Source organism: Desulfatibacillum aliphaticivorans DSM 15576, from assembly GCF_000429905.1.
Classification (GTDB): domain Bacteria; phylum Desulfobacterota; class Desulfobacteria; order Desulfobacterales; family Desulfatibacillaceae; genus Desulfatibacillum; species Desulfatibacillum aliphaticivorans.
Map to the genome: position 1 here is coordinate 1 of NZ_KE386984.1, position 21922 is coordinate 21922.

Below are 21922 nucleotides of genomic sequence, written 5' to 3' on the forward strand. Positions count from 1 at the left end.
CATCAGCCGCTTCTTCCAGTAATAAAACTGATGGAGCTTGAGACCGTGTTTTTGGCAATAGGCTTTTTGCGTAAGGCCGCTCTGGCGGCATCGGGCGAGGTGATGCTCCCAGAACCGACGTTTGGCTTTGGGATCGGACAGGTCTTGGCTTGGTGCGAAAAAACGATCTTCTCGGCTCTTCGTCGGATAAATTGCTTCTTGTGACATGGAATCTCCTTTCAAAAGATGGAAATTCTTATGCCACATCCCAACCACCCCGTGAAGATGCGGTTGTTTAGACGGTTACGTTATTAGTGCTTTGTGGTGAAGACATTATAACATAAAAAGGAGCTTCAGACCCTCTTTTTTTGACCTCTTAACCGGACAGTAGTGAAAATGCAACCAATAATTATTAAAAAAAGTACTGTACCTCTAACGCTATTCATCACTATTACTCCTTGACTTTACGAGTTGCATGAACGATATCGAAAACTCCTTAAAATCATCACCTTCCTGCAAATACTCAAAACGATTTATCTTTCTTAGATCATGGATAATGTGCTGACCGTTGATAAAAGGAGGACTTTCAATATCAACAGTAACATTGCCAAAATCCCCTTCTGTTCGTAAATACCAAATTGCCCTGTTTAATCCTCTTTGATCTTCAGTTTGTGAGTAGTGGAGTCTCCCATTGATCTTATGTTCCAGTCTTGCATTAGTTCTATCTTTGTTTTCCCACTGATAAATCCCTGTAAAGTCTTGATACCCTAGTTCCAAAGTTTCTCGATCTCCCACGAGAACGCCGGCAATAGCTCCTGCAGTCCATGCATAATCACTGCCCCCCCCGTATGTAGGGAACTCGGGAACATCATTATTGTAATTAAAGTAAAAGTTGTCTGCTCTGAAACCTATGAAACCATCTCTCGTCGCTTCAACATTTGAATTGTAGTTAAAAGACTGCCCCCAGGTTAGTGAATTTCTAAAATTATTATCGATGGCTGATTTTGTGTGGTAATTGAGAGTGTAAGAAGGAACCGCCCCACCCTGTCCATTACCTAAAATCGCATACATTGATCCCGTTATATCAAAACCATATGGATAGAACCTTTTTCCCCCATATTTACTCTCAACAACAGAAGTACCTAAGCCATCGGTATAAAATCTAAAATTAAAATCTCCTTTTACCAAAAGATCGTCACATAGCCCCTGCTGTGCGCTCCCAACTATTCTAAGCGAACTGATATGAAACTTTCCACTTCTACTAAAGCCCAGTCCAATATAGAACTCCGCTCCAAAAACAGGACCGTTCCCTCCTGAAAGGCCTAATATGTCATACAGACCAATAGGACTATTCTTTATATACGCATTTAAATTGATGCCCCCTTTATACCCAAAAGGGTCTCTCCTGACCCACCTGCCAAGATCGACATCCAGATACCTGTAGCCGTAATAATAGAGGCCCGTCTGCTGGTCCATGGGCTTGGTGGAGAAGCGGTAGGGGTTCTGGTTGGCCTTGGAACCTTGTGCGTTGATGAGGCGTCCAAAGGGGTCATACTCGTAAGCTGCGTCGATTGTTCCATCGGCGGCATTGACAAGCTGCCCCACGTTTCCATTGGCGTCATACAGGAAGAAATCGACCTCAGATTCATTATCCACCACGGCAATCAGACCGCCCACTCCTCCAGCGCCCTGCAAGCTCTGGCTTAGATCGAGGCCCCAAATGTAGGATGTCGTTTCTTCAGAGCCGTCCGAGGCCAACACCACTTTTTCCTGGATGCGGTTCCAGCCTTCCCAAATGGAGGTCGAGGTGGAAACTAAAGACCACTCGCCTGATGAATAGACATAATTCTGTTTGAGGTATCTTCTGCCCTTGTAGTCGTAGGCAAAAGCGACCTTTGTATCCCCAATCACGGGAGCCAGCGGCGCTACTTCGACCAGCCTGTTCTCGCAATTGAAGACGTACTGTACGCCGTCCTTGTGAATCAAATTGCCGTCATCGTCGTAATCAAGGGAGATGCTGTCGCCGCCCTTAGAGATTGACTCGTATTGGTTCAGGCTGCTGGTCACATAGGTGCTGGTAATGGGCGCACTGGCGCTGATGTCGTAATCCTGTTGTGCATTGATGCGGTTGCCGATGGGGTCATAATCGTAAGCCCTTGCTTCATCGTTGACCTGGGATGCAGTGTCAATAATGCTGGTCCCCAAGTAGCGATTGGAGGCTGTAAGCTCATTCCTGGAGTTATACCCATAGATATTAAACGCAGGCTCGTCAAAGGCTGTCCCGCTGTTTGTTACGCTGGTTCTCCTGCCGAGGGCGTCGTAGCCGTAACCGTATTGGGAAACGGTCTCCGTTCCATATTGGTTGGTTACCAGGGTTTTTACGTTCCGATAGAAAAACAAGCCCCCGGCGGCAAACTTTTTGCAAAAAGTTTGATCAAAAAACCTCCAATGGCGCTGGCGCACAAACCGCAAAGGCCCGTTGCCGCAAACACTCTCAAATGTCAAAGAACCGGTTGCAGCCCCCGCAATACAGGCTGCTAAGCTGTTTGGAAGAAGCGTTAAAACAAATACATGAGTGCAAATTATTCGCTTGTCTGCATGGCGGCAAAGTCGGTTTGCATTTGCTCCAGCGTCTCCAGGTACAGGGTCTCTTCCGGCTGGAGAGAAACCGCCTGCTCCATGTCTTCAATGGCGCCTTCGAAATCCCCAAGCAGCCATTTGAGCTTGCCCCTTGCCCACCAAATCAGGTGGCGGGAAGAGTCTTCGGAAAGCATTTCATCGGCTGAGCCTTTCAACTCATTGGCCATTTCCAAATAGGCTTCCTTATTAGGCTTCGCTTTAAGAGCTTTCTCTATGTCTTCGATGGCGCCGACATATTGGCCTGAGCCCCATCTGTATTCTGATCTTAGCCAGTTAGACTCATGGTCTGTGGGATCGGTTTCCAAAATGGATGTCAGGGTGTCTATCTGCCCTTTATTCTTCATGTAATAGACTTCTTCGGGAGTCTTGCCGATGTACGAGACCTCTTTTTCGGCTTCTTCTTTTAAGTTTCGGCACCAGAGCACGTGGGGCTGATAATAATCGGAAGGGAATAATTCCAAGGCTTTGGTCGCATCAGCCAGAACGCCTTCCCAGTCCTCCAGTTCTTTTCGCAACTGGGCGCGTTCGAAATAGAGCGTTGGATTGTCGGGATTCCTCTCAATGGCGTTTGAATATGATTGTTCTTTCTCAGCAATTCCCGATCGCAACATTGCAGAGTATTCGGCCATATCCGTCTCAAATCCGGCGCTATCTCCAATATGACTTCTGGCATTTGCCCTCCTTCTAAAATCCTCTGGATCTGGGTTCTCTCCAAATGCCTGAATGCAAGCTGTATATGTTTCGATTGCTCCGCCCCAATCCCCTTGTTGTTCTTGGGAATGGGCTTTGGCATAAAAAACCACTCTCTCCCCTTGGCCATTAACCATGCTAAAATACCGATCAAAGTCCAAAAGCGCCCCTGCATGATCTTCCAAGGTATACCCTTTGTAAGCTCCTCTTTCTGCGTAAAGGTCTGGGTTATTTGGATCTTTAGCGATGTCTTCATTGTAGGATTCAGTGACCCTATCATAACCGGAAGACTTAATCTCTTTTCGGAGCAATTCATCGGCTAAGGCTCCATCCTCATCCCCAAGTCCTCTTTTGACAGACGCTCTAATGTTTAGGGCTTCCACATTTTTAGGGTCCAATATGAGGGCTTGATTCAAATCCTGCATCGCACTGTCAAAGTCTCCCTTTCTGAAATATGCATACCCACGAACAACCAAAATATCCGCATCTTCAGGGTAGTCTTTTAACATTTCAGTCAAACAGGAAATGGTGTACTCAGGAGTGGCGCCAACAAAAAAACAGGCCTGTAGATCCTCCTCATAACTACCCGCCACTCCTAAGTTCACAGGGACGTAAAGAAATAGAAGCAAAGCCGATATAGTTAATTTTATTCGAAAGTTATAGTGCATATTTACCTCTCTTTGTTTTGGCGAAACATTCAAAATACAAAATTATTTTTCAATTTTCCATTGTTGAAGCGCTTCCGCCAATGACTGGTTATGCAACTGAACAGGGTTCCCTCTTAAGTATACTCTTTCTCCGTCCTTTCCTCCTGCATAGCGCCCTGATGGGCCTGGCGGCCCAAAAGTAAAGGCTGTCCAAGGAAGGGTATACCGGCGTTTGACATATCCCCATCGTCCAAGAAAAGTATCCAACCATTCATTTCCACTCAAAGGTGAAAGTGAGTACTTTATTGGATTCCTACATGTTTTGTCATAAGCCAAAAACGCATTGTAATTGTACTGGCACTCCGTGCCTAATTTAGTAAACTCATCGACGTCTATAAGAAGGTCTGCCGCAAAATAGGTAGCATGAGCTCCCATTGCAATAAATACAACCAAACGTTGATCATTGTAATCGTGAGCTACTATTTCGGGAATAGAGACTGAATTTCCATTCCATGCACCGTGCTCTACAAATTTTTGTTGCCAGGCTTCCAGTGAAGGAGTTCCAACATTTCGATACCATGGAAGCGTCTGTGCATAGTAATGCTGAGAGGCGGTTGCTGAATAGGAAACTAGCCAATTCGATTTTTCGGCGAAATTATTTGGGTGCTTATAACGAATTGCTATATGACAGTGCTCCATATCTCCCTCATGTTCAACTTCTGGACCATATAACTCATTTATTTTTTTGCCTGGAATATTATGCGCTCCGGTACTAAAATTCTCAAACATCCAAAACTGCAAAAAAAGAAAGTCTTGAGAATCAGTTCTGTTTACTGAATGATAAATTGTTTGTGATCCTGGATTAGTTTTGAAAACACCAATTTGCCATTTTGGATACTTATCCCATTCACCACGTGAAACTTCATTGTCATCGAAAAGATCCAAAAAATCAAATTCTTGGAAAGGTAATGATGAATTTGGATAGTCTGGTCTTTGAGAAACTGGTACACGGATTCCAGTTCCCCACCAGCGCCTGACGATAGGTTCACTGTTATCAGGGTCTATCAATTCAACGCTTTTTTCGTCTGATGACACCTCAAAGTTACCGCTATTTGAAAAATTATGAAACTCTGCAATATTTGTTGGTTGTCCAATATCACGTGGATCCATATGCACTATCAACCGATGCTTCCAAAACAGATCGTGGACGGCCAGACATTCCTGGGGGCATTGCCAGCCCCGGACGTCCTCATCCCCGTCTTTGATGTCCGTGGGAGGAAAGGCGGCGCCGCCATCCACCTGGACTTCCAACTGAATCCTGTAAAATCCGGGATTGTCGGTGGAACTGGTATCCTGGGGCAAGGGAGGCGTCCAGGTGACGTGAAGGTTTTTTCCGGTCAGAAATCCTCCATTATCTTTGGGGCATTCAATGGTTTCCGGTCTTCCATCCATACCGGTGTAAATTTTAATTTTCGCCCTGCTCACCGGCAATCCTTCCGGTAAGATTTTATAATAAATATCCAGGTCTTGATGGTCGCTGTTCTCCCTAAGGAAATAATTATCGCACTCGCCCCGTCCGTCAGGGACATCCGCAAGTGCGTATTGCGGAACCTTGTCCTGAAAGGAGCGATGCACGGGAACAAGATTAGTGCTCAAGGACTTGATTTCATTGCCCGTACCGGCGTTCAGGACAATTTCCGCCGTGTATTCCTTTTCCAGGTTAAACCGGGTTCCTTTGGCGAGTGTGACATGGTTTTCACCCGAAGCTGAACAGTTTCCGTAAGTATACAAATGGCCGTCTTCGTAAACATTGATCTGAGCAGACAGCGCCGTATAGTCTTCGGGTAAAATGGTATATGTAATGGGGGTATCTTCCAAAACATACCCATCCTCATCCACCAGAAAATAGACGTTCTCCTTTACAGCTTCCTCCCACTTCACATCCACCAGCCACCGGGTTGTGGATACCGTATAGTCGGAGCGAGCGTACGTGCGATAACAATAGCCGGTATCATCATAATGGCCGCACCCTAAAAAACAAAGCCTCTTAACGGCTCCGGAATAAAAGTCAATGACGTGTTTTTTAGGGGTAAAGCCCATGGAATACCGGTAGTTTATTATGTATGCATCTTCGTCTATCAACTCGGAAGGTATTTGTTTATCGTTAACAAAAATTTTGTATCCGCCTTCCTCAATGCCATTGTCCGGCGGAATGGCATAATGGCTTATGGGAAAGATAGAATATCTCTTAAGAGGCCAGCACATACCCCAATTATGTTGAATTTCTTCAATAATGCAATAATGCTTGAGCATTATATCCGTTGTGGCTTCGACAGGCTCATCGCCTGCCTTTGGAGGAGGCGGAATCGGAATGGCGTTAATGATATTACCGAACTTGTCGACATAAGAGCGTGTTTCAATCCCGAGATTTATGGTGCCAGGTCCAGTGGTATATGTGTCTTCATCAAAAAAAATGCATGCTCCGTGATCATGCGTTTTGAAATCAATCGTCTCACTAAAATCCATACAGGCCACCCGCACCGGGTATGTCGCCTCCCAATAATCGCCGACAAATACCTGAACAGCGGCCGCTCCAATATCGGAATTCACGATTCTTTCTTGCTGGCCTGAACAGTCGCCGTAGGACGGGATGTTGTTGTCAAGGCACGGGGCATAAGCGTCAACAAGCTCGGCCTTAGTAATGTCGCCTCTATAATAATCGCATCTTTTGGTTCGCTCCAAAGCCGTAAATGTAACGGGTTCGTTTGAAACAAAGTTGCCGTACTGATCCTTGATAAGAACCTGAAGCGGTCCCGCCCAAGTGTATATATGATAATTTCTATCGTCGCCGGTGGGTTGAACAATTTCCATTTGAGCAGCTTCGTCAGGCGCGGCCCATGCCTGGAAGGGACTGACCGACTCCCCGCTTTCCAGGGAGGCGTAAAGCAAATGATGTCCGTACTGGGTGTAGTACTGATCTCCTTTACTTATTCCATAAACAGGATTGTCGCTTGTGGAAGTACTCATCTTCCACAGAACCTCAGCATATCCATTATCGTCGGTTTTAACCGTGGTTTGCGAGGCTCCTTCTCCTTCTCCGTCACTACCAGGAGCAAAAAGGCTTCCATGGTATGGAGGAACTTCAAAGGTCACATCAGCACCGGAGACCGCATTCCCCTCATCATCCGTCACTTTAACTTGGGGATTTGACTCCAATACTTGGTTGACTACACCAAAATTCCCGTCAGTGTCTAAAATTTTTTGAATGTGCGAGGCCTTGGAAGGATCGTCCTGCACGGCCTCGCCGCTCATGCTTTCCACGGGTGTGTAAGAAGGAAGAATGATGGTGTTGGCGCCCGCGATCATGCCGGAGAGCATCCAGCCGCTTTCGCCGGTCTGGGGATCGGTTTTAAGATATCCCACGCCGGTCCAGTCATCGGCGGCCATTTCCTGTTCCGGGACCACGACTTCGTAGCCCTGATTCACGGCGTTGCGAATGTCGGCGATGACTTCATCGGAAAAGGGAAGCGTGGAGATAAGGTCATCCTCGTTATCCGCATTTATGGTCAGCAAAGGGATCTGGAGCGAGCTGGCCAGGCCCAACAGCCGGGCCGTGGACATGGCCGGAACGTCAAAGGCTTCGGTGAGAACCACATCCTCCAGAATCGACCCCTGCATGCTGGAGTAATACATAAAAGCGGTGATGGCCTGGCCGGAATCGTCCCCGGCAGCCGCCGGAGAAACCGAAGTGCAACGCAGGTCCGCGTCCACATACACGCCTTTCCAGTCAAAGCCGTGGGGAGCACCTAATAGATCGGTGACGTTCACCATGCTGCCAACCACAACCAGGGTGGGAACGGGTCTTGATATGCACAAGCGCAGGAGCGAGGCCAATTCATCCTCGGCCTGATTCCACTGATCCACGTAACTCACGGCGACTTCCTGGAGAATCCTGGCTGCGTTTTTGTCCTCGTCAGCCACGGTTTTCAGGGACTCCGCCTTTTGGGAGAAGACGCCAAGATAAGCGCGGGCGCCGTTGACCATAGCGTTTGATACGGCGATTTCTCCGTTGGGGGAAATGAACGTAATATCCAGGGAATAATCCTCGCCCACCGGGTAGCCGTCCCGGGCGACAGCCATGCTTTCACCGCCGACTTTCAGCACGGGCCGCAGGTTGACCATATAAGCCGGGGTATTGCCCAGGCCGCCGTAGGAATTGATGATCTCCTGATCCTCCACGGTTTCCGGCTCATGCTCCATGAGAACCTGCTGGTTGGAAAGGGCGTGGACGTTCAGGGTGACGTCAAAAAGCTCCTCGCCCTCCGGGCCTTTGGCCACAAACCGGGCCTGATGCACCAGATCCGAAGGCAAGTCCGCGTATTCGCCCGTAACTGCGATCTGCCGGAACTGGAGGCTGGACGGGACGATGTTCAAAATCTCCTCGTTCAACTCCCGGGAGCTGAGCACGGCGGTGTATTCCCCGCTATCAGCCAGGGCGGTTTGCACCTGGGTTTGGAGGAAGTCCAGAGGGGTTTCGTCCCGGTATGTCTGCAGATATTCGTCCGCGACGGTCGGCAGGTCCACGTCCTGAGGAAAATCCAGGGGCGTGTTGAACGTGTATCCCGCGGCCTTGATGCTGGAATCCAGGCCCAGCCAGGAAGGACCGTGGCCGTCCATGGCCGCGCCGCGATAGTTGGCGTAAGGAATCTGGGTTTCCACCCAAATGTGCTCTATACGATAATTGGCGACTATTCCTCCTTGAATCACGGGCTCGCAGGGGATTCCCGCCTACTGGAAAAATACGGCCGCCTCTTGCTCGTCTTCCAGTCCCGTAAGATCCAGGGCCTTGACGCCGTCCGGGTGAAACTCGATCACCCCGTGCACGTACCGGGCGGGATATCCCGAAGCGCGAAGCAGAGCGACCAGCAAGGCCGCCTGATCCGCATCGTTTCCGCTTTCTTGATGCAAAGTCCCCAAAGCGCCTTTCATGGCGCCCCAGTACCATTCGGTTTCGATATTGTTCTTGACCCACTCGTAGATGTTGACCGGGTTCCATTCCAGGGTCTCGGCCAGGGCGGAAATTTCCTCATCAATGGGCGCGAGATCCGTGGACGCCGTGTCGGCGCCGGCGACATCCGTGTCGCCGCCCTTGTAGGCGGGCGTAACTTCGGGTTCGGTCGCGGGGGTTACCGCCGGATAATTGAGGTTTCTGTAAGGCAGGGCGCCGTAAATGGGCAGCTTGCGCTCAGGCAAAATCCGGTCGATGGCTTCCGCCAAATTTTCCAGGCTGCGGACGGACATGCCGGCGGCGTCTTCCAATTCTTCAAAAACGCCCGCCGCGGAGAAAAACTCGTCCATACGGGCCTGGTAGTCGGCCGTCATGGACTGGTGGCGGGAAAGGGCCAAGCCGCCGGCCTGGGAGGCGGACTCCTCCCGAACCAAAAAGCGTTCGGTCAACAGCATGTGATTTGCACGCACAACAAGAATCCGGGCCTGGAGGTCCTCAAGCTGCGAGTCAACGGATTTTCCGGCGTTCATCCTCTGGGCCATGGACAGGGCCAGGGTGCGACAGGAAAGAAGGCTTTGCTGCATGTCCTTTTCTATATCCGCCTGCCCGGAAAACCCAGCGGCGGGGATCAAAAGGACGGAAAGCGTCAGAACAATAAGAATGGTAAGCGCTGTTTGAAAGTGACGATGCATCGATGCCTTCTCCTCAAATCGGAAAATATGCTGCTTGAATATCGGATTTCTTGTGCGAAATTTCTTTAGTTTTCAGATGGTTGAGACGCCGGCGTCTCCTCGGTTCCGTTTACATCCGCCCAGGCGGCCATGTCTTCATCCTCTATGGGAATGGCAACGGAACGGTCGGGCGCCCAGAGCAAGGGCTGGTCCGGCTCGTACCAATACATCTTTTTTACGGTTTGCTCCCCGTTTTCCAGGGATATAATCCAGGTTTCCAGGCCCTTGGCGGTTGCAACGTCAACGCGTAGCTGGTCTTCTGCTACCTCCTTGACGAGGCCCAGCCCTTCCACCCGGTCTCCGGTTTTGACCAGTTGAAGGCCCCTGCCGGGAAACTGAATAACGGCGTTGCCGTCCTGGGGCGATATCTTGATAATTGTGAAATCCTGTTCAGGCGTCCCCCCAAAGACAGGCGAGGCAAGGGCCGGAAGGATTGCTATCAGCATGGCAAAAAGGATCTTGAATTTCATAATTCACCCTAAAAAGAACAAGAGAGGACGAACGCAGAGCCCAATAGTGCAGAGGCAAGGCGCTTTGACGTCCCGCTGTCAAATGACGGATTACTGCTTGTAATGCGTAACAAATGTATGGCGCGGCCGGAAATAATCAGATGAAAATACAAGAGGGCGCCCGGACATAACAGGTCCGGTGCGGGATGATGAGGCGTTCCCCTTCGAAAAACCCACCAACTTCTTGGTAATCCAACTGGTTATGATCCGAGAATATACATAGTAGATCCATGTATATGGGAACTTTACACAAAACGTCTTAGGCGGTCAAAGAGAAAAAACACAGGATATCAACGATAAATAATGTCAATGAAATATGATTATCAGGATAATTAATGATATTGATGGGATAAGATTTTAAGATAAAAAATGGGTTAGCCTCGTCAAAATTCACCAGCCCGGCGGACGAAGATGTACAGTCGGAAGAATGGCTCAATCGATATTGACTATCTGCCCTTTTCGACGAAGTCGCCCGGCGGCGAATGACTCTACAACTCCACCCATTTTGCGATGGCGAGTTCGCTATCCGGGGCGCACAGCCTGCGGCGGACGTAATAGGCCAGAGCCTCATTAGTTTCAATTCTAAGGCGGCCTTCCGAGTCCAGGTCGTATCCTTCGGAGACGGCCCTTTTCCGGTCTTCATCAAGATTCGGGTTAGGTGTAAAACGCAGTGTAACAGGAGTTTGCCATGCCCGATCCTCAAAGCTGGAAACCCAATGCTCTTCGGGCCTCTCATCATCCAGCATTTTCGCCTCCACAATCCTGGAAAGCACAAAGTCCCTGTAATCTTGCCTGGTTTCACAAAATCCCCTCAAGTGATAGCGCTGGTCCGTATAAACCAGGCGATTGGGCGAAACGGTTCTCCATTTCAGGCTGTCCAGGGCGCCCGCCTTCTTGTGATAGCGGATTTCCATCCGTTTCCTGCAAGCCATGGCGGATATGATTTCTCGAAGGATTTCGCCGGAGAGCCGTGGGCGTCCAAAAATGTCAGCGTCGGCGATAAGGAAATCCATAGCGGGATCGTTTTGCCAGAACCTGCCTTCCAAGGCTTGGCCGCGGACGAAATCCAAAAAGCGGTGAGGTTCGTCTTCGGTAATATGGCATGTGAAATCGGTTGTTTTTATATGACGTTTCTTGTGGGGGTCGTATTCCATCTGGCTCGGAAACTTTTCCTGATAGGCCTTGATAAAGCCTTGGGCGGTTTGCCGGGCCGTATGGAAGTATTCGGCGGCCTCGCCTGCGTGGATGCAACCCGTCCAGGCCAGTTGTGTTTCTATGAAGCTGAACCACTGGGATTCCCGCTCGGATATGTCATGTTTCATGACACATAATCTCCCCTTTGGGTTTACTTTTTCCTTGCCCCCACCCTAACACCATGATATTCATCAGGTCAATCAACTTAATGATAATCAAATGTATTTTTTCATTGGCAAACCCTTAGCAAAGGAGAGGTGTAAAAATGCATAGAATTCGCATTCAAACGCCCAAACAACGCGCGGAGTCCTACCAATACCTGGACGTTCTTCACGACGCCTTGGTCAACGCCTGGGTCGCCGCCGGGGCGAACCCCGAATCCGTGGTGGGATTTGACGCCAAACCCTGGCATTTCGGCGCTCTGGGATGGCGGGGACGGGACTGTAATTTCGTCCACACCCTGGTTGTGGGCAGCCCGGACCCGGATTTGGCGGAAATCCTCAAGCAAGTCCGGCCGGAGGAAATCCGGCACGTCCGGGCTCTTACAGGCGAGGCCGTGGACTTTTCCAAGGCGTCCGTGGAGGACGATCCGCCCCCAGTCGCTCCCGGACAAAACCAGATGGGCGCACTCATGCTGTCGCCCTTGGCTATTTCCGCACCCAAGGCCCAACGCAACGGCCGCAAATGGTTGACCGACCTGTCGGGATTTCCCGTGGGCGAGGCGGTCAGCGCCCGCCTGTCCCGGCTCGCCGGGCGTCCGGTGCAAATCCGCGCATGGCCCGATTCCCTCTACCTGCGCACCCATCCCCGCCACCACGTATTGGTGCGCACCCGCAGGGACAATAAGGGGAGGGAGTCTTTCGTCATCGGCATGAAAAGCCCGCTGGTGCTGGAAGGCGCTTTCCGGGACCTGGAACTGGCGTGGTGCGCCGGTCTGGGAGAGAAAAACCGCATGGGATTCGGCTGCATTGGAACGGCTGAAAGGGGGGTGGGGCGATGACTTTCACAGGCAAAATCCATCCCGCGACCGATCTGGTCGCCGAGGTCTATTCCCACTTCCTGGAAGCCGTGGTGGAAGGCTATGTTGCAAAGGAGCGAATAGGCGGTTTGTCCGAAAAATCCCGAAAAAAGGTGGAGGCCGGGAAAAATGCAGACGTCCGATTCGTCCGGCTTATGACCCTCAGCGGCAAGGGCGGATACTCCGAAGACCCGGACGAAAACGCCAAACGCAGCCGCTACGCCAACGTCACCTTATTGGATCACCTCTTGTCCGTGGGGCGCGGCGCCATGATGTTTTACGCCCTGGAATGCCTTCAGCAAAATCCCGGTATGGACCAGGAGATTTTAAAAAGCCGCCTCGCCGCCCTGGCCGCCCTGGGATTCATGCACGATGCGGACAAGATCGCCGGGCTGCCCCGGTCCCAAGCCCTGACGCCGTCCCTCATTGACGACCTTTGCACGACCTACGGAGTCTCCGCATTTTGCCGAGCTTACGGCATTGAGCTATCCCCGGCCCAATGGCTGGGATTGATCGAAAAGGTGGAGGGAACCCAGGCGCATCGCCATAAGGAAAGCCAGCCTCCGCCAAGGGACCTGGCCGCCCTGCCCTTGTTTGTGGGCTTCGCCGACAAGTTGGACGGCGCCTGGCTCTTGGATGATCCCCAAAAAGGCGGGCTCGCCGGCGTGAAAAAGCGCCTGGAGACCGACCGGTCTGTAGACGCGGACGTGTTCCGCCAATGGAAGGCCCTGGAACTCCTGGATCCCCACCATCCCTTTTTGCTGGACGAACTGCAGCGCTGGATTTCCTTTCACTGCTTGCATCAGGCCGGCCTGCCGCCCCTGATCGAAACCCACCAGGACGGCCGGTTGTTCATGCTCCTGCCGGAAAAGGGTTACGACGCCGTCCTCCGAAAAGGGCTGGACAGCCTGAAAGGCAAGCTGCCTTTTGGATTGGATTTGGATGTTTCCAATCGCGGAATGCCTAGTTTGCTGAACGCCCGCCCTACCATGGGCGAGCTTTCCCGGTTTGTTTTGGAAGACATGTCGGAAAAAAAGATTTCAACGCTGTTTCAAGTAAAATTCGACATAGCTGCGCAAATCCACGACGACCTGGGCCGCCTGCTCGAAGAGGTGGATGTTGCCGCTAATATTCCCAACAAAAGCCAGGGACTGTCATCCCTGTTCTCTACTTTGGAAAAGCTCGAGGATCAGGAAAAACTGTGGGTTCGCAAGGCAGCCTTGTTAACCCTCTTGCTGAATCTCAAAGTGGACGCCCCGGCAAAGGCGGGAGTCCCTGATTACGACGCTCGGGAAAAAGCCCTGCTTGACCTTATGGAAAGCATTCCTCCCGGCTGGATTTCCAAGATACAAAACGGCCATTCCCGCCGGGTCCTGCTTGCCTTGTGGGCTTGCGTATTATCCGAGGACGAAGATGATCTGGGACGCAAAATATTCAGCGATGAAGGCCTATTGAAAACATGGCTGGAAGGATCGGACGAAATTCCAGGTTTTTCTTATTTTATTTCTGAAGGCGGAGGAAAAATTCTGGAAGGCCTCGAATCGAGGTTTTCAGCCCTGTTGAATAAAAATCGAATTCAAGGAGCCGATCTTCAGGCCAAAGGCCGATGCCTGTTCACCGGAGAACCTATGGATTTTTCCGACTCCATCGCCCAGGCGGACGGTTTGTATGAAGTCAAGGTTTCCGCCTTTTCCGGGCGCGACAATCGCCCCGAAAGCGTGTCCATGCAAAAGGCGCACACCAACGTAAGTCCTGTTTCCAAAGCCGAACACAGAATCAGAACGGACGTCCATTCCCAGTTGGGCGGCAGGGCGGGCGGCGTGCCCAGCCTGGTTTCATCGCCCGCCACGTTGGGTTTATTCGGCGGTTTGGCCGTCACCAACGACAAGGCCCTGCCCGGCTTTTCCATCTACGACCTCAGCCGCGAGGATCTGTCAAAAGGCAAGGTGCTGAAAGGGTGCGAAATTTTTTCCAACAGGCATCGCATAGCCCGGTTCGAACGCATGCCGGAGAAAACCGTGGATCAACTGGACGTCATGCGGCTTCTACTAAAAGCCGCTTTACGAACCGGCCGGCCCATCCATGTATTTCGCGGCCTTCCCCTCCGGCAAAAGGCGTTTTTTTATTACGACGCCATGCCCCGGGTCTGCCAGGATTTATTGGGAGGAAAAAGCCTGCGCATCGAGCAAATTTTGCCCGCCCTGGAAAAGCTGGAAGTCGCCAGAGCCATCGGAGAAACCCACGGACTGGGATATGATGTCCTCACCCTTTACGCTGGACGATCCACTCGTTTTCAAGCCGTGTGCCTCTCCTGCGGGGTATTTAGAGACAAAGAGGAAAACCTGCGAACGGCTGTAATATTGAAATCACAATTTGAAGAATACATGAAAGGAGCATTAAAAATGACTGACCAGGATGAAGCATTGGTTGAGTTGGGGCGTAAGGCCGCGACCATTCAAGAATGGCCGAGAAAAGGCTCTAACAATGAAGAGCGGATGGTTTTCAATCTTTGTATGGACACTGTCATTGGCTTAACAAGCATTGGACAGGACGCCCGCCAGACCTTGATTTTTGGAGTTGCAGGTGAATTGGAAAACAACCTGGAAAAACGAAATAAAGGATTAAGCCATAACCAAGAACGCCAAAAGGATAGGTGCTTAATGACGGCGGAGTGGTTTGTGGACAAAGTGTGGTTTGAGGCGCTTAAGGGGAAGATCCCGACCCAAAAAGCGAAACGGCTCATGTGCGAAGTATACCGGATGTCTTTCCTATACACCCACAAGGAGAACTTCGAGCAAAGAAAAAATAAATCGGAAGAATCCCAACAAATGGAGGACAAATAATGAAATGTTTTGAACAATACCTGGGGAATCTGGACGCCATGACCACTGAAAGCAATGGCGAGAAGATAAAATCATACATTCACCCGACATTGAAAAACCTGGGCGTCATAAACGTGGTCTTGCTGAGGGAAGCCGTGGCGCCGGTGGTCTTTCGCAACGCGGAGCAGGAAATCACGGATATTGAAGTGGACGGCGAGGTTTATGTGCGGGCCGTGCCCAACAAGTTTAAATATCCTGAAAAAAACCGGGGCATGCAGATCCTCCGGGCCTACAACGTGGGAGGCCGCCTGCCCCAAAACAAAACCGTCATCGGAAAAAAACAGTCCGTTTCGGAAGTTTACGACCTCAACACCTTTGTGTTCGGCGACTCCGCCATGCGGGAAAAAAACGTCTTGCCCGTAAAAAGCGGAGTCAATTACTCCGACGGCCTGAGCCTTTTGCCCAAGCACCAATGCGTTGACCAGACCTTTCATAACCGGGCCTTTGAAGATGGAACCCTGTTTGACGCCGAAAGCAAGAAAAACAGCGACAACCTGTTCAATCGCCATTTCATAACGCCCGGAACCCTGATGGTGCAAGTTCTCTCCTCCCAGGGCAGGCTTTTACCCCCGGAAGCCCTGGACCACCTATTGCTCTCCATTGGCGTGGCCGGGACATACGGCGGCCAGACTTCCGTCACGGGCACCAACATCCGCACCTCCATCGTGGGCGTGTACGGCGCCAAATTCGAGCGACCGGCGTCCTCGCCTTACGAAATCATCAAGGCCCTGGCGCGGTACGAGGCGGACCTCACCGAGCCAAACGAAGCGGAGGCGGCCATCCATCAAATGCTGTCCGAAGCCTACGAAACCGCCATGGACGGCAAGGAGGCCCGGGACTATCAGACGGAACTGGTTTCCCGGTTCGAAAACCAGGACCCGTCGCTGGAAGCGCAGTACAAAAAGGCGGCCCTGAAAGTGGGCGATCTTTTCGACAACTGGTTTGGAACGGGGAAAAAATCATGAAAGTGAATATTCTTCCTGTCAAAGCGAAAACCCTCACGCCCTTCGCCTACCACAGCCTGATGGTTCAGGGCGGCACGGCCACGCTTCCCGAACTGGCGGGCGACCGGGCCGTGGCCTTCGGCCTTGCCCTGGCTCTCGGCATGACCCAGGCCAGGGTGGCCCTGCCTCCCAAGGATTACAAGGGACATATACAGGCCATGCCCTTCCGGGCGTCCGTATTTACCACGAATGAACCGGAGCTATTGCCACCCCTGACCCGCCGCCTGAACCTGGACGGGGAGGCAGGGTATCAGAAAGCCGTCCAGGACGTGGCGAAAAAGGGGAATCTCAAGGAGTTTTTCCACATCCAGGAAATCCCCCCGGACAAAGAGTTTGCCGGCGCCTTGTTCGGCCTGGACGGCTTCGATCCTTTTGAGTATTTGGGGGCCTCCATCATCGTCGTCCGGATCGGGCTGCATCGAAGCGGCATGCTGGCCCTGACGCAGGCCCGGAAGGATTTTCCGGTGCGGCTGAACGCCTCCACGGCCTGGCTTTTCGACCGGGAGCTGGAGGTGGAGCGGTATTGCCTGCACAACCTGCAATTGACGCCTGAGTATTCCCTGGATCAGGCGGCCGAAGAGGTGAGCCGATGGACCTAGTCATCGCACGACATTGCGTGGGAAAGGACCCGGAAACGGGCCTTTCCCCCATGCAAGAGGAATTGCTGAATAACCCCGCTCCTGTGCGCATCGCTTCGGCGCCCACGGGAGCGGGCAAAAGCTACGCCTTCAAGCAGGCCATGGCCCGGGGAGAGCGCGTCCTGTTCATCGTTCCAACCCGCAGGCTGGCCCAAAATCTATATGGCGGGATTAAAAGCGACCTAATCAACCAGGACGGCTGGTCCGAAGAGCAGGCAAAGGCCAAACTGGCCGTCTGGAGCGGGGACGAAACCAAGAAGCTGAAAGCCGAAGGCGTGGGCCATGTCCCGGCTCGGCGGCTTAAGGAAATTATGGGCCTGGACCTGACGCGCCCCGGCGGGGAAATGATCATCGCCATTCCCGAAACCCTGTCCTGGCTTTTGCTTCGCCCCGCGCTTGATCCCGGGCTTTCCCGGGTGGGAATCCTGGACATCGCCGAAAATTTCGACCACGTGGTTTTCGACGAGTTTCACACCATATCGCCTCGGGGATTCGGGCTGGCCGCCGTGACCGCATTGTTGGCGGCGACCTGGGAATCCGGAGCCATGAAGGTGAGCTTCCTGTCAGCCACCCCTTTGGACATCGCGCCTGTCCTTATCAAGATGGGCGTGCCGAAGGATAAGATCGTCCTTGTCAAAGAGCCTATACAGGATGCAGGCAGGGCGGTGCACGGGGACGTCAGGCTGAGCCTTCGGCAGGCCCCGGACCTGACAAGCCTTGTGGAGGACAACCTGGACGCCCTGCGTCAAGAAGTTGCCTCAGGCGCCATGGCGGTGATGATCTTTGACGAGTTGCGCAGCCTCCATACGCAGCTGCCCCGCCTGGAATCCGTTTTAGCGAAGGCCGGAATTAACCCCGGAGAGGCCCTGGCCGTCAGCAGCATTCACGACTCCACACAAGGAGGCGCAAAAACCGGATTCTTCCGCCATGGACGCGCCGAGGATCCCCGCCGGTACAAGTTCCTGACCGCCACCTCCAGCGTGGAAATGGGCGTGACCTTCCGGGCCAACCTCCTGTTTATGGAGCCCGGATTCCAGGCCATGAACTTCCTGCAGAGGTACGGCAGGGCCGCCCGGGGCGACGTAAACGGCCGGGTTTTCGTCCGCCTGGACGAAAACGTCCAAAGAGGGCCTTGGATTCGAAAGCTGAAAAAATTCGTGGAAGCCAACCAAAACCAGGCCTCGGACATCGAATCCCTGACCCTCTCCCTGACCAAATCCCTTCAGAAACAGTTCAAGCCCCAGCCCGAAAAAATCCTGTTCGGCGCCCTGCCCAACCGGGCCGCCTACGCCGCCGGGCTGTTCTGGCGGGCCCTCATCGCCCATCCCAGCATGAAAGGGTTCCAGGCCGCCCATTTGCGGGACATGCAGCCGCCTCCCGCAAAAGCAGTGGGAGCGCTCATCGCCCAGGTCCGAAAACTGGAAAAACACCATACCATAGGCCGATACGCCAAGGACTGGCTGGACAGGTTTGAAAACGAAGCCCGTACTCTCCGGGATTTCGACGCAAAAATCCGTGTGTTCGAGCCGGATGGAAAAAATTACGACGTTTCCGAATACTGGCTGGAAAGAAACACGGAGATCCTGTTTCAATACCCGGTCCTGGAAGGAAAAAACCACGAGGTTGAAGTGCATATCTCCGGCGCCCTGGATTCCTATATGCTGGACAAAAAAAACCGCGTGCAAAAAACCGTAACGGCCCGGTTTCCCCACAAGCTGGAAACCGAACAGCTTCCGTTTAACGGCGAACTCGTCAAAAACTGGTGCGACAAACTCCGGGAGGATAAATGGTACGACCTGGCCCGGACGAGCGATCCCGAACTTTTGGAATGCCTGGATGCGGCCGTAAAACTGGTGCAGTTGACAGGCCTGGTGGTGAGCGATGCAGACGTGGGAATGGATTCATGCGCAGGCGTTTTATGAACGGGTGGAGCGCCTGAACCTCCACGGCCTCCACTTTCAGCACGCGGCCCTGTGCGAACGCCGGGCGTGGCTGTACATGCACAACGTCAACTTCGCCCATTGGCACGCCAGAGTGGCTTTAGGCGCCGTGCGCCACGCCAACGCGTTTAAAAGGGATCATTCCACAGCCGGGCTATTCGGCCTGGCGCCGGACATGGTGGATTGGGAAAACAACATCGTCCACGAAAACAAGGGCACGGGCGGCGCCGTAGAGGCCGCGGACAGCCAGACCGCCTTTTACGCCCTCATGCTGAGCATCGCCACGGGAAAGGCCTGGACCGCCAAGACCCACGTACTGTCCACCAAAAAGGTGCGGGACGTGGTCATGGACAGGGAAGCCTTGGACAGAATGAACCGCCTCTCCCTGCGCCTGGAAGCCCTGGCCGGCGAGGCGGAAGTCCCGCCGGCCCGTCCCATCCCATTGTGTCAAACCTGTTCGGCCGCCGTCTTTTGCGGCTACGATTAAAGGAGCGATTGTGGAAACATTGTTTATTTCCCGGGAAGCCAATCTTTCCCGAAGGGAAAACACCCTGATCGTCTCCATGGACGGCCAAAAACGGTTTTTTCCCATTGAAAAAATCCGCCACATCGTGATGCTGGGCCAGGGACGCTTCAACTCCGCCTTTCTCTGCCTATGCGGCGCCCACGGCGTGCGGGTGTCCGTGTTCGACTACTACGGCTACTACAAAGGCTCCTTCGAGCCCAAGCCTCAAAACCCCTCGGGCCGGGTCGTCAAAGAACAGGCCCGGTGCATCCTGGATGACCAAATCCGCCTGGAAACGGCCCGAGAAATCGTCCGGGGCGCCTGGCGCAATATGCGCGCCAACCTGGCCTATTATCAATACCGGGGCCAAAAACGCCTGGACCCGATCCTGGAGCAAATGGACAATATGGCGGAAAAAATCGAAACGGCGCCGAGCATCCCCAAACTCATGGGCGCCGAAGGCGTCCTCCACGCACGCTACTTTGCAGCCTGGCCCATTGTGGACCCTCGCCTGGACTTCGCCCCGCGCATTCGCAGGCCGCCCAACAATCCCATCAACTGCCTGATTTCATTTTTCAACCAATTGACCTACACGGCCGTGCGCCATGAAGTCTATAAAACCCACCTGGAGGAAACCCTCTCGTGGCTTCATTCCCCCGGAACCGGAAGATCCTCCCTGAGCCTGGACCTGGCCGAACCCTTCAAGCCCATCCTGGCCGACAACCTCATCTTCCGCCTGATCCGGAAAAACATCCTGGCGGATAACTGGTTCTCCCAAAAAGACAAGGTTTGCCTGCTGACCGAAACCGGACGGCGCCATGCGGCCGAGCATTTTTCGACCCGCCTGGAGGAACGATACAAAGGAAAATCCTACAGGGAATGGATCTACCGCGAAGCCGTGGCCCTGGAACGATCCGTCATGGGCCTGACCCCCTACGAAGCCTTTAAACGAAAGCCCTGAAAGGAGGCGCATCATGTTCGTGGTCATGACCTACGACGTGGAAGCCAAACGCACCCACAAATTCCGCAAACTCCTGCGGAAATACCTCTCCCACACCCAATACTCCGTGTTTACCGGCGACCTCCCCGAAGCCGCACTCCTGGAGCTTCGCAACAAAATCCACGAGATCATCCTGCCCGGAGACCGCGTGACCGAAATCACCGCGGAAAACCGCCATAACATCAATATTGTGCACCTGCTCGGTCAAAAACCGAAAAACGGTGCAATAAAAGGCAAAGTCCTGACCACCGAGGACTCCAGCCATAAATCCGACTACCAGGTGCTCTGATCCCCAACTTCAACCCCCGGTCCTGCAAAATCCCCCGGGGTGTGAAGTCGAATTTACTGATTTTCTCAAAAAAGATGTTTGGAAAAATGGACAAAACAAAGCATTTTTGCAATGATTAAAAGGGTTATCCATCCCTATAAGGGGTTATGAGTTCAGCGCCCTGTTGCGGGTAGCCCATGAGGTTCTGGTTATCCATCCCTATAAGGGGTTATGAGAACCCGATGAGCGAACTCGGGCTTGTTGAAGTAGACGTTATCCATCCCTATAAGGGGTTATGAGCCTGTCCAGGGCTGTTGTCCAGGGTAAAAATGCCCGTGTTATCCATCCCTATAAGGGGTTATGAGTTGTGAACAACTCGGAGCACGAGGTTTCCCTGTTTTGGGTTATCCATCCCTATAAGGGGTTATGAGTTTTGCTCTGGGGTAGACTGCTTCCAGATAGGCTTAGTTATCCATCCCTATAAGGGGTTATGAGATTTTCCCGGCGTCACGAAAATGATTTAGCGGATGGGTTATCCATCCCTATAAGGGGTTATGAGTTTTGCTCTGGGGTAGACTGCTTCCAGATAGGCTTAGTTATCCATCCCTATAAGGGGTTATGAGATTTTCCCGGCGTCACGAAAATGATTTAGCGGATGGGTTATCCATCCCTATAAGGGGTTATGAGTTGTCCTCCGGCAACCTGACCGTGGGCAAAGTGTACGGTTATCCATCCCTATAAGGGGTTATGAGCTGGGCCAGGACACGCAGGCGTATCTTAACAGTCAGGGTTATCCATCCCTATAAGGGGTTATGAGACGTCAGTGACCACGGTTATCATGCCGATGTAGTCAAGTTATCCATCCCTATAAGGGGTTATGAGACGTTTTCGGCGGTCATGTCCAAGGACCGGAACAGGTTATCCATCCCTATAAGGGGTTATGAGACTGCGGAGGACTGGCTATCGCCCGTGCTTTCCCAGGTTATCCATCCCTATAAGGGGTTATGAGAATGGATAATCCAGGCTATCAGGGCCGTTTTGCCGAGTTATCCATCCCTATAAGGGGTTATGAGCATATAACGCTTTGATCATCACCAAACCGAGCCACAGTTATCCATCCCTATAAGGGGTTATGAGGCCCGAAACACTGCTTAAAGCGCCCCGTGTTGCGGGGTTATCCATCCCTATAAGGGGTTATGAGTTCATCCAGGGGCTTTTAAACGATTCCGACGGCGATGTTATCCATCCCTATAAGGGGTTATGAGACGG

At 52.4% G+C, this 21922-nt stretch carries 15 protein-coding genes and 1 CRISPR repeat array; of the genes, 8 read left to right on the plus strand and 7 right to left on the minus strand.

Annotation, left to right across the window (positions count from 1 at the left end):
- From tnpA to G491_RS33040, 7 genes are all read right to left on the minus strand, one after another.
- On the minus strand, positions 1–207 hold a 207-nt coding region (gene tnpA / locus G491_RS35180; protein ID WP_428829367.1), incomplete at its 3' end, for an IS66 family insertion sequence element accessory protein TnpA.
- Between the two features lie 210 nt (positions 208–417).
- Entirely contained in the window at positions 418–2484 is a 2067-nt protein-coding gene (locus G491_RS0128445; RefSeq protein WP_169829541.1) for an RHS repeat domain-containing protein, read from the minus strand.
- Between the two features lie 77 nt (positions 2485–2561).
- Positions 2562–3977, minus strand: a complete 1416-nt coding sequence (locus tag G491_RS0128450) for a tetratricopeptide repeat protein (RefSeq protein ID WP_028316948.1) — start codon at positions 3975–3977, stop codon at positions 2562–2564.
- Positions 3978–4019: 42 nt separating this feature from the next.
- A complete protein-coding gene (locus G491_RS0128455) occupies positions 4020–8540 on the minus strand; it encodes an Ig-like domain-containing protein (protein WP_157468698.1) in 4521 nt (1506 codons plus the stop codon).
- A 204-nt stretch (positions 8541–8744) separates the two neighbouring features.
- A complete protein-coding gene (locus G491_RS0128460; protein ID WP_028316950.1) occupies positions 8745–9656 on the minus strand; it encodes a transglutaminase domain-containing protein in 912 nt (303 codons plus the stop codon).
- Between the two features lie 65 nt (positions 9657–9721).
- Entirely contained in the window at positions 9722–10165 is a 444-nt protein-coding gene (locus tag G491_RS0128465) for a hypothetical protein (RefSeq protein WP_028316951.1), read from the minus strand.
- 527 nt (positions 10166–10692) lie between these two features.
- Entirely contained in the window at positions 10693–11526 is an 834-nt protein-coding gene (locus G491_RS33040) for a WYL domain-containing protein (RefSeq protein ID WP_051327586.1), read from the minus strand.
- 137 nt (positions 11527–11663) lie between these two features.
- Here G491_RS33040 and G491_RS0128475 point away from each other — a divergent pair, with 137 nt between their 5' ends.
- From G491_RS0128475 to cas2, 8 genes are read left to right on the plus strand one after another with little or no spacing between them, the layout of a single operon-like run.
- On the plus strand, positions 11664–12398 hold the full coding sequence (locus G491_RS0128475) for a CRISPR-associated endoribonuclease Cas6 (RefSeq protein WP_028316952.1): 735 nt from the start codon (positions 11664–11666) through the stop codon (positions 12396–12398).
- On the plus strand, positions 12395–15259 hold the full coding sequence (locus tag G491_RS0128480; protein WP_028316953.1) for a hypothetical protein: 2865 nt from the start codon (positions 12395–12397) through the stop codon (positions 15257–15259). Before G491_RS0128475 ends, G491_RS0128480 begins: the two co-directional genes overlap by 4 nt.
- The gene (gene cas7d / locus G491_RS0128485; protein WP_028316954.1) at positions 15259–16263 is read left to right on the plus strand and encodes a type I-D CRISPR-associated protein Cas7/Csc2; all 1005 of its coding nucleotides are present in this window, start codon (positions 15259–15261) and stop codon (positions 16261–16263) included. The genes G491_RS0128480 and cas7d overlap by 1 nt, the downstream gene beginning before the upstream one ends.
- Positions 16260–16901 carry a hypothetical protein gene (locus G491_RS0128490; RefSeq protein ID WP_028316955.1) on the plus strand — a complete coding sequence of 214 codons (642 nt, stop codon included), beginning with the start codon at positions 16260–16262 and terminating at the stop codon, positions 16899–16901. The genes cas7d and G491_RS0128490 overlap by 4 nt, the downstream gene beginning before the upstream one ends.
- Positions 16892–18862, plus strand: a complete 1971-nt coding sequence (locus G491_RS0128495; protein WP_028316956.1) for a DEAD/DEAH box helicase — start codon at positions 16892–16894, stop codon at positions 18860–18862. Before G491_RS0128490 ends, G491_RS0128495 begins: the two co-directional genes overlap by 10 nt.
- Positions 18822–19367: a CRISPR-associated protein Cas4 gene (locus tag G491_RS0128500; protein ID WP_028316957.1), complete on the plus strand. Its 546-nt coding sequence runs from the start codon at positions 18822–18824 to the stop codon at positions 19365–19367. Before G491_RS0128495 ends, G491_RS0128500 begins: the two co-directional genes overlap by 41 nt.
- A 10-nt stretch (positions 19368–19377) precedes the next feature.
- Positions 19378–20346 (plus strand): CRISPR-associated endonuclease Cas1, encoded by a 969-nt coding sequence (gene cas1, locus G491_RS0128505; protein ID WP_028316958.1) that lies wholly within the window; start codon positions 19378–19380, stop codon positions 20344–20346.
- 13 nt (positions 20347–20359) lie between these two features.
- A complete protein-coding gene (gene cas2, locus G491_RS33045; RefSeq protein ID WP_035220653.1) occupies positions 20360–20674 on the plus strand; it encodes a CRISPR-associated endonuclease Cas2 in 315 nt (104 codons plus the stop codon).
- A gap of 123 nt (positions 20675–20797) precedes the next feature.
- Positions 20798–21918: direct repeats of the CRISPR family, unit length 28 nt; unit sequence GTTATCCATCCCTATAAGGGGTTATGAG.
- The last annotated feature ends 4 nt before the right edge of the window (positions 21919–21922 follow it).

Coding starts and splice junctions, on each gene's coding strand:
- G491_RS0128495 (WP_028316956.1), top strand. CDS start 16,892: ATGGACCTAGTCATCGCACGACATTGCGTGGGAAAGGACCCGGAAACG.
- G491_RS0128475 (WP_028316952.1), top strand. CDS start 11,664: ATGCATAGAATTCGCATTCAAACGCCCAAACAACGCGCGGAGTCCTAC.
- cas7d (WP_028316954.1), top strand. CDS start 15,259: ATGAAATGTTTTGAACAATACCTGGGGAATCTGGACGCCATGACCACT.
- G491_RS0128480 (WP_028316953.1), top strand. CDS start 12,395: ATGACTTTCACAGGCAAAATCCATCCCGCGACCGATCTGGTCGCCGAG.
- G491_RS0128460 (WP_028316950.1), bottom strand. CDS start 9,656: ATGCATCGTCACTTTCAAACAGCGCTTACCATTCTTATTGTTCTGACG.
- G491_RS0128500 (WP_028316957.1), top strand. CDS start 18,822: ATGCAGACGTGGGAATGGATTCATGCGCAGGCGTTTTATGAACGGGTG.
- G491_RS33040 (WP_051327586.1), bottom strand. CDS start 11,526: ATGAAACATGACATATCCGAGCGGGAATCCCAGTGGTTCAGCTTCATA.
- G491_RS0128465 (WP_028316951.1), bottom strand. CDS start 10,165: ATGAAATTCAAGATCCTTTTTGCCATGCTGATAGCAATCCTTCCGGCC.
- G491_RS0128450 (WP_028316948.1), bottom strand. CDS start 3,977: ATGCACTATAACTTTCGAATAAAATTAACTATATCGGCTTTGCTTCTA.
- G491_RS0128490 (WP_028316955.1), top strand. CDS start 16,260: ATGAAAGTGAATATTCTTCCTGTCAAAGCGAAAACCCTCACGCCCTTC.
- cas2 (WP_035220653.1), top strand. CDS start 20,360: ATGTTCGTGGTCATGACCTACGACGTGGAAGCCAAACGCACCCACAAA.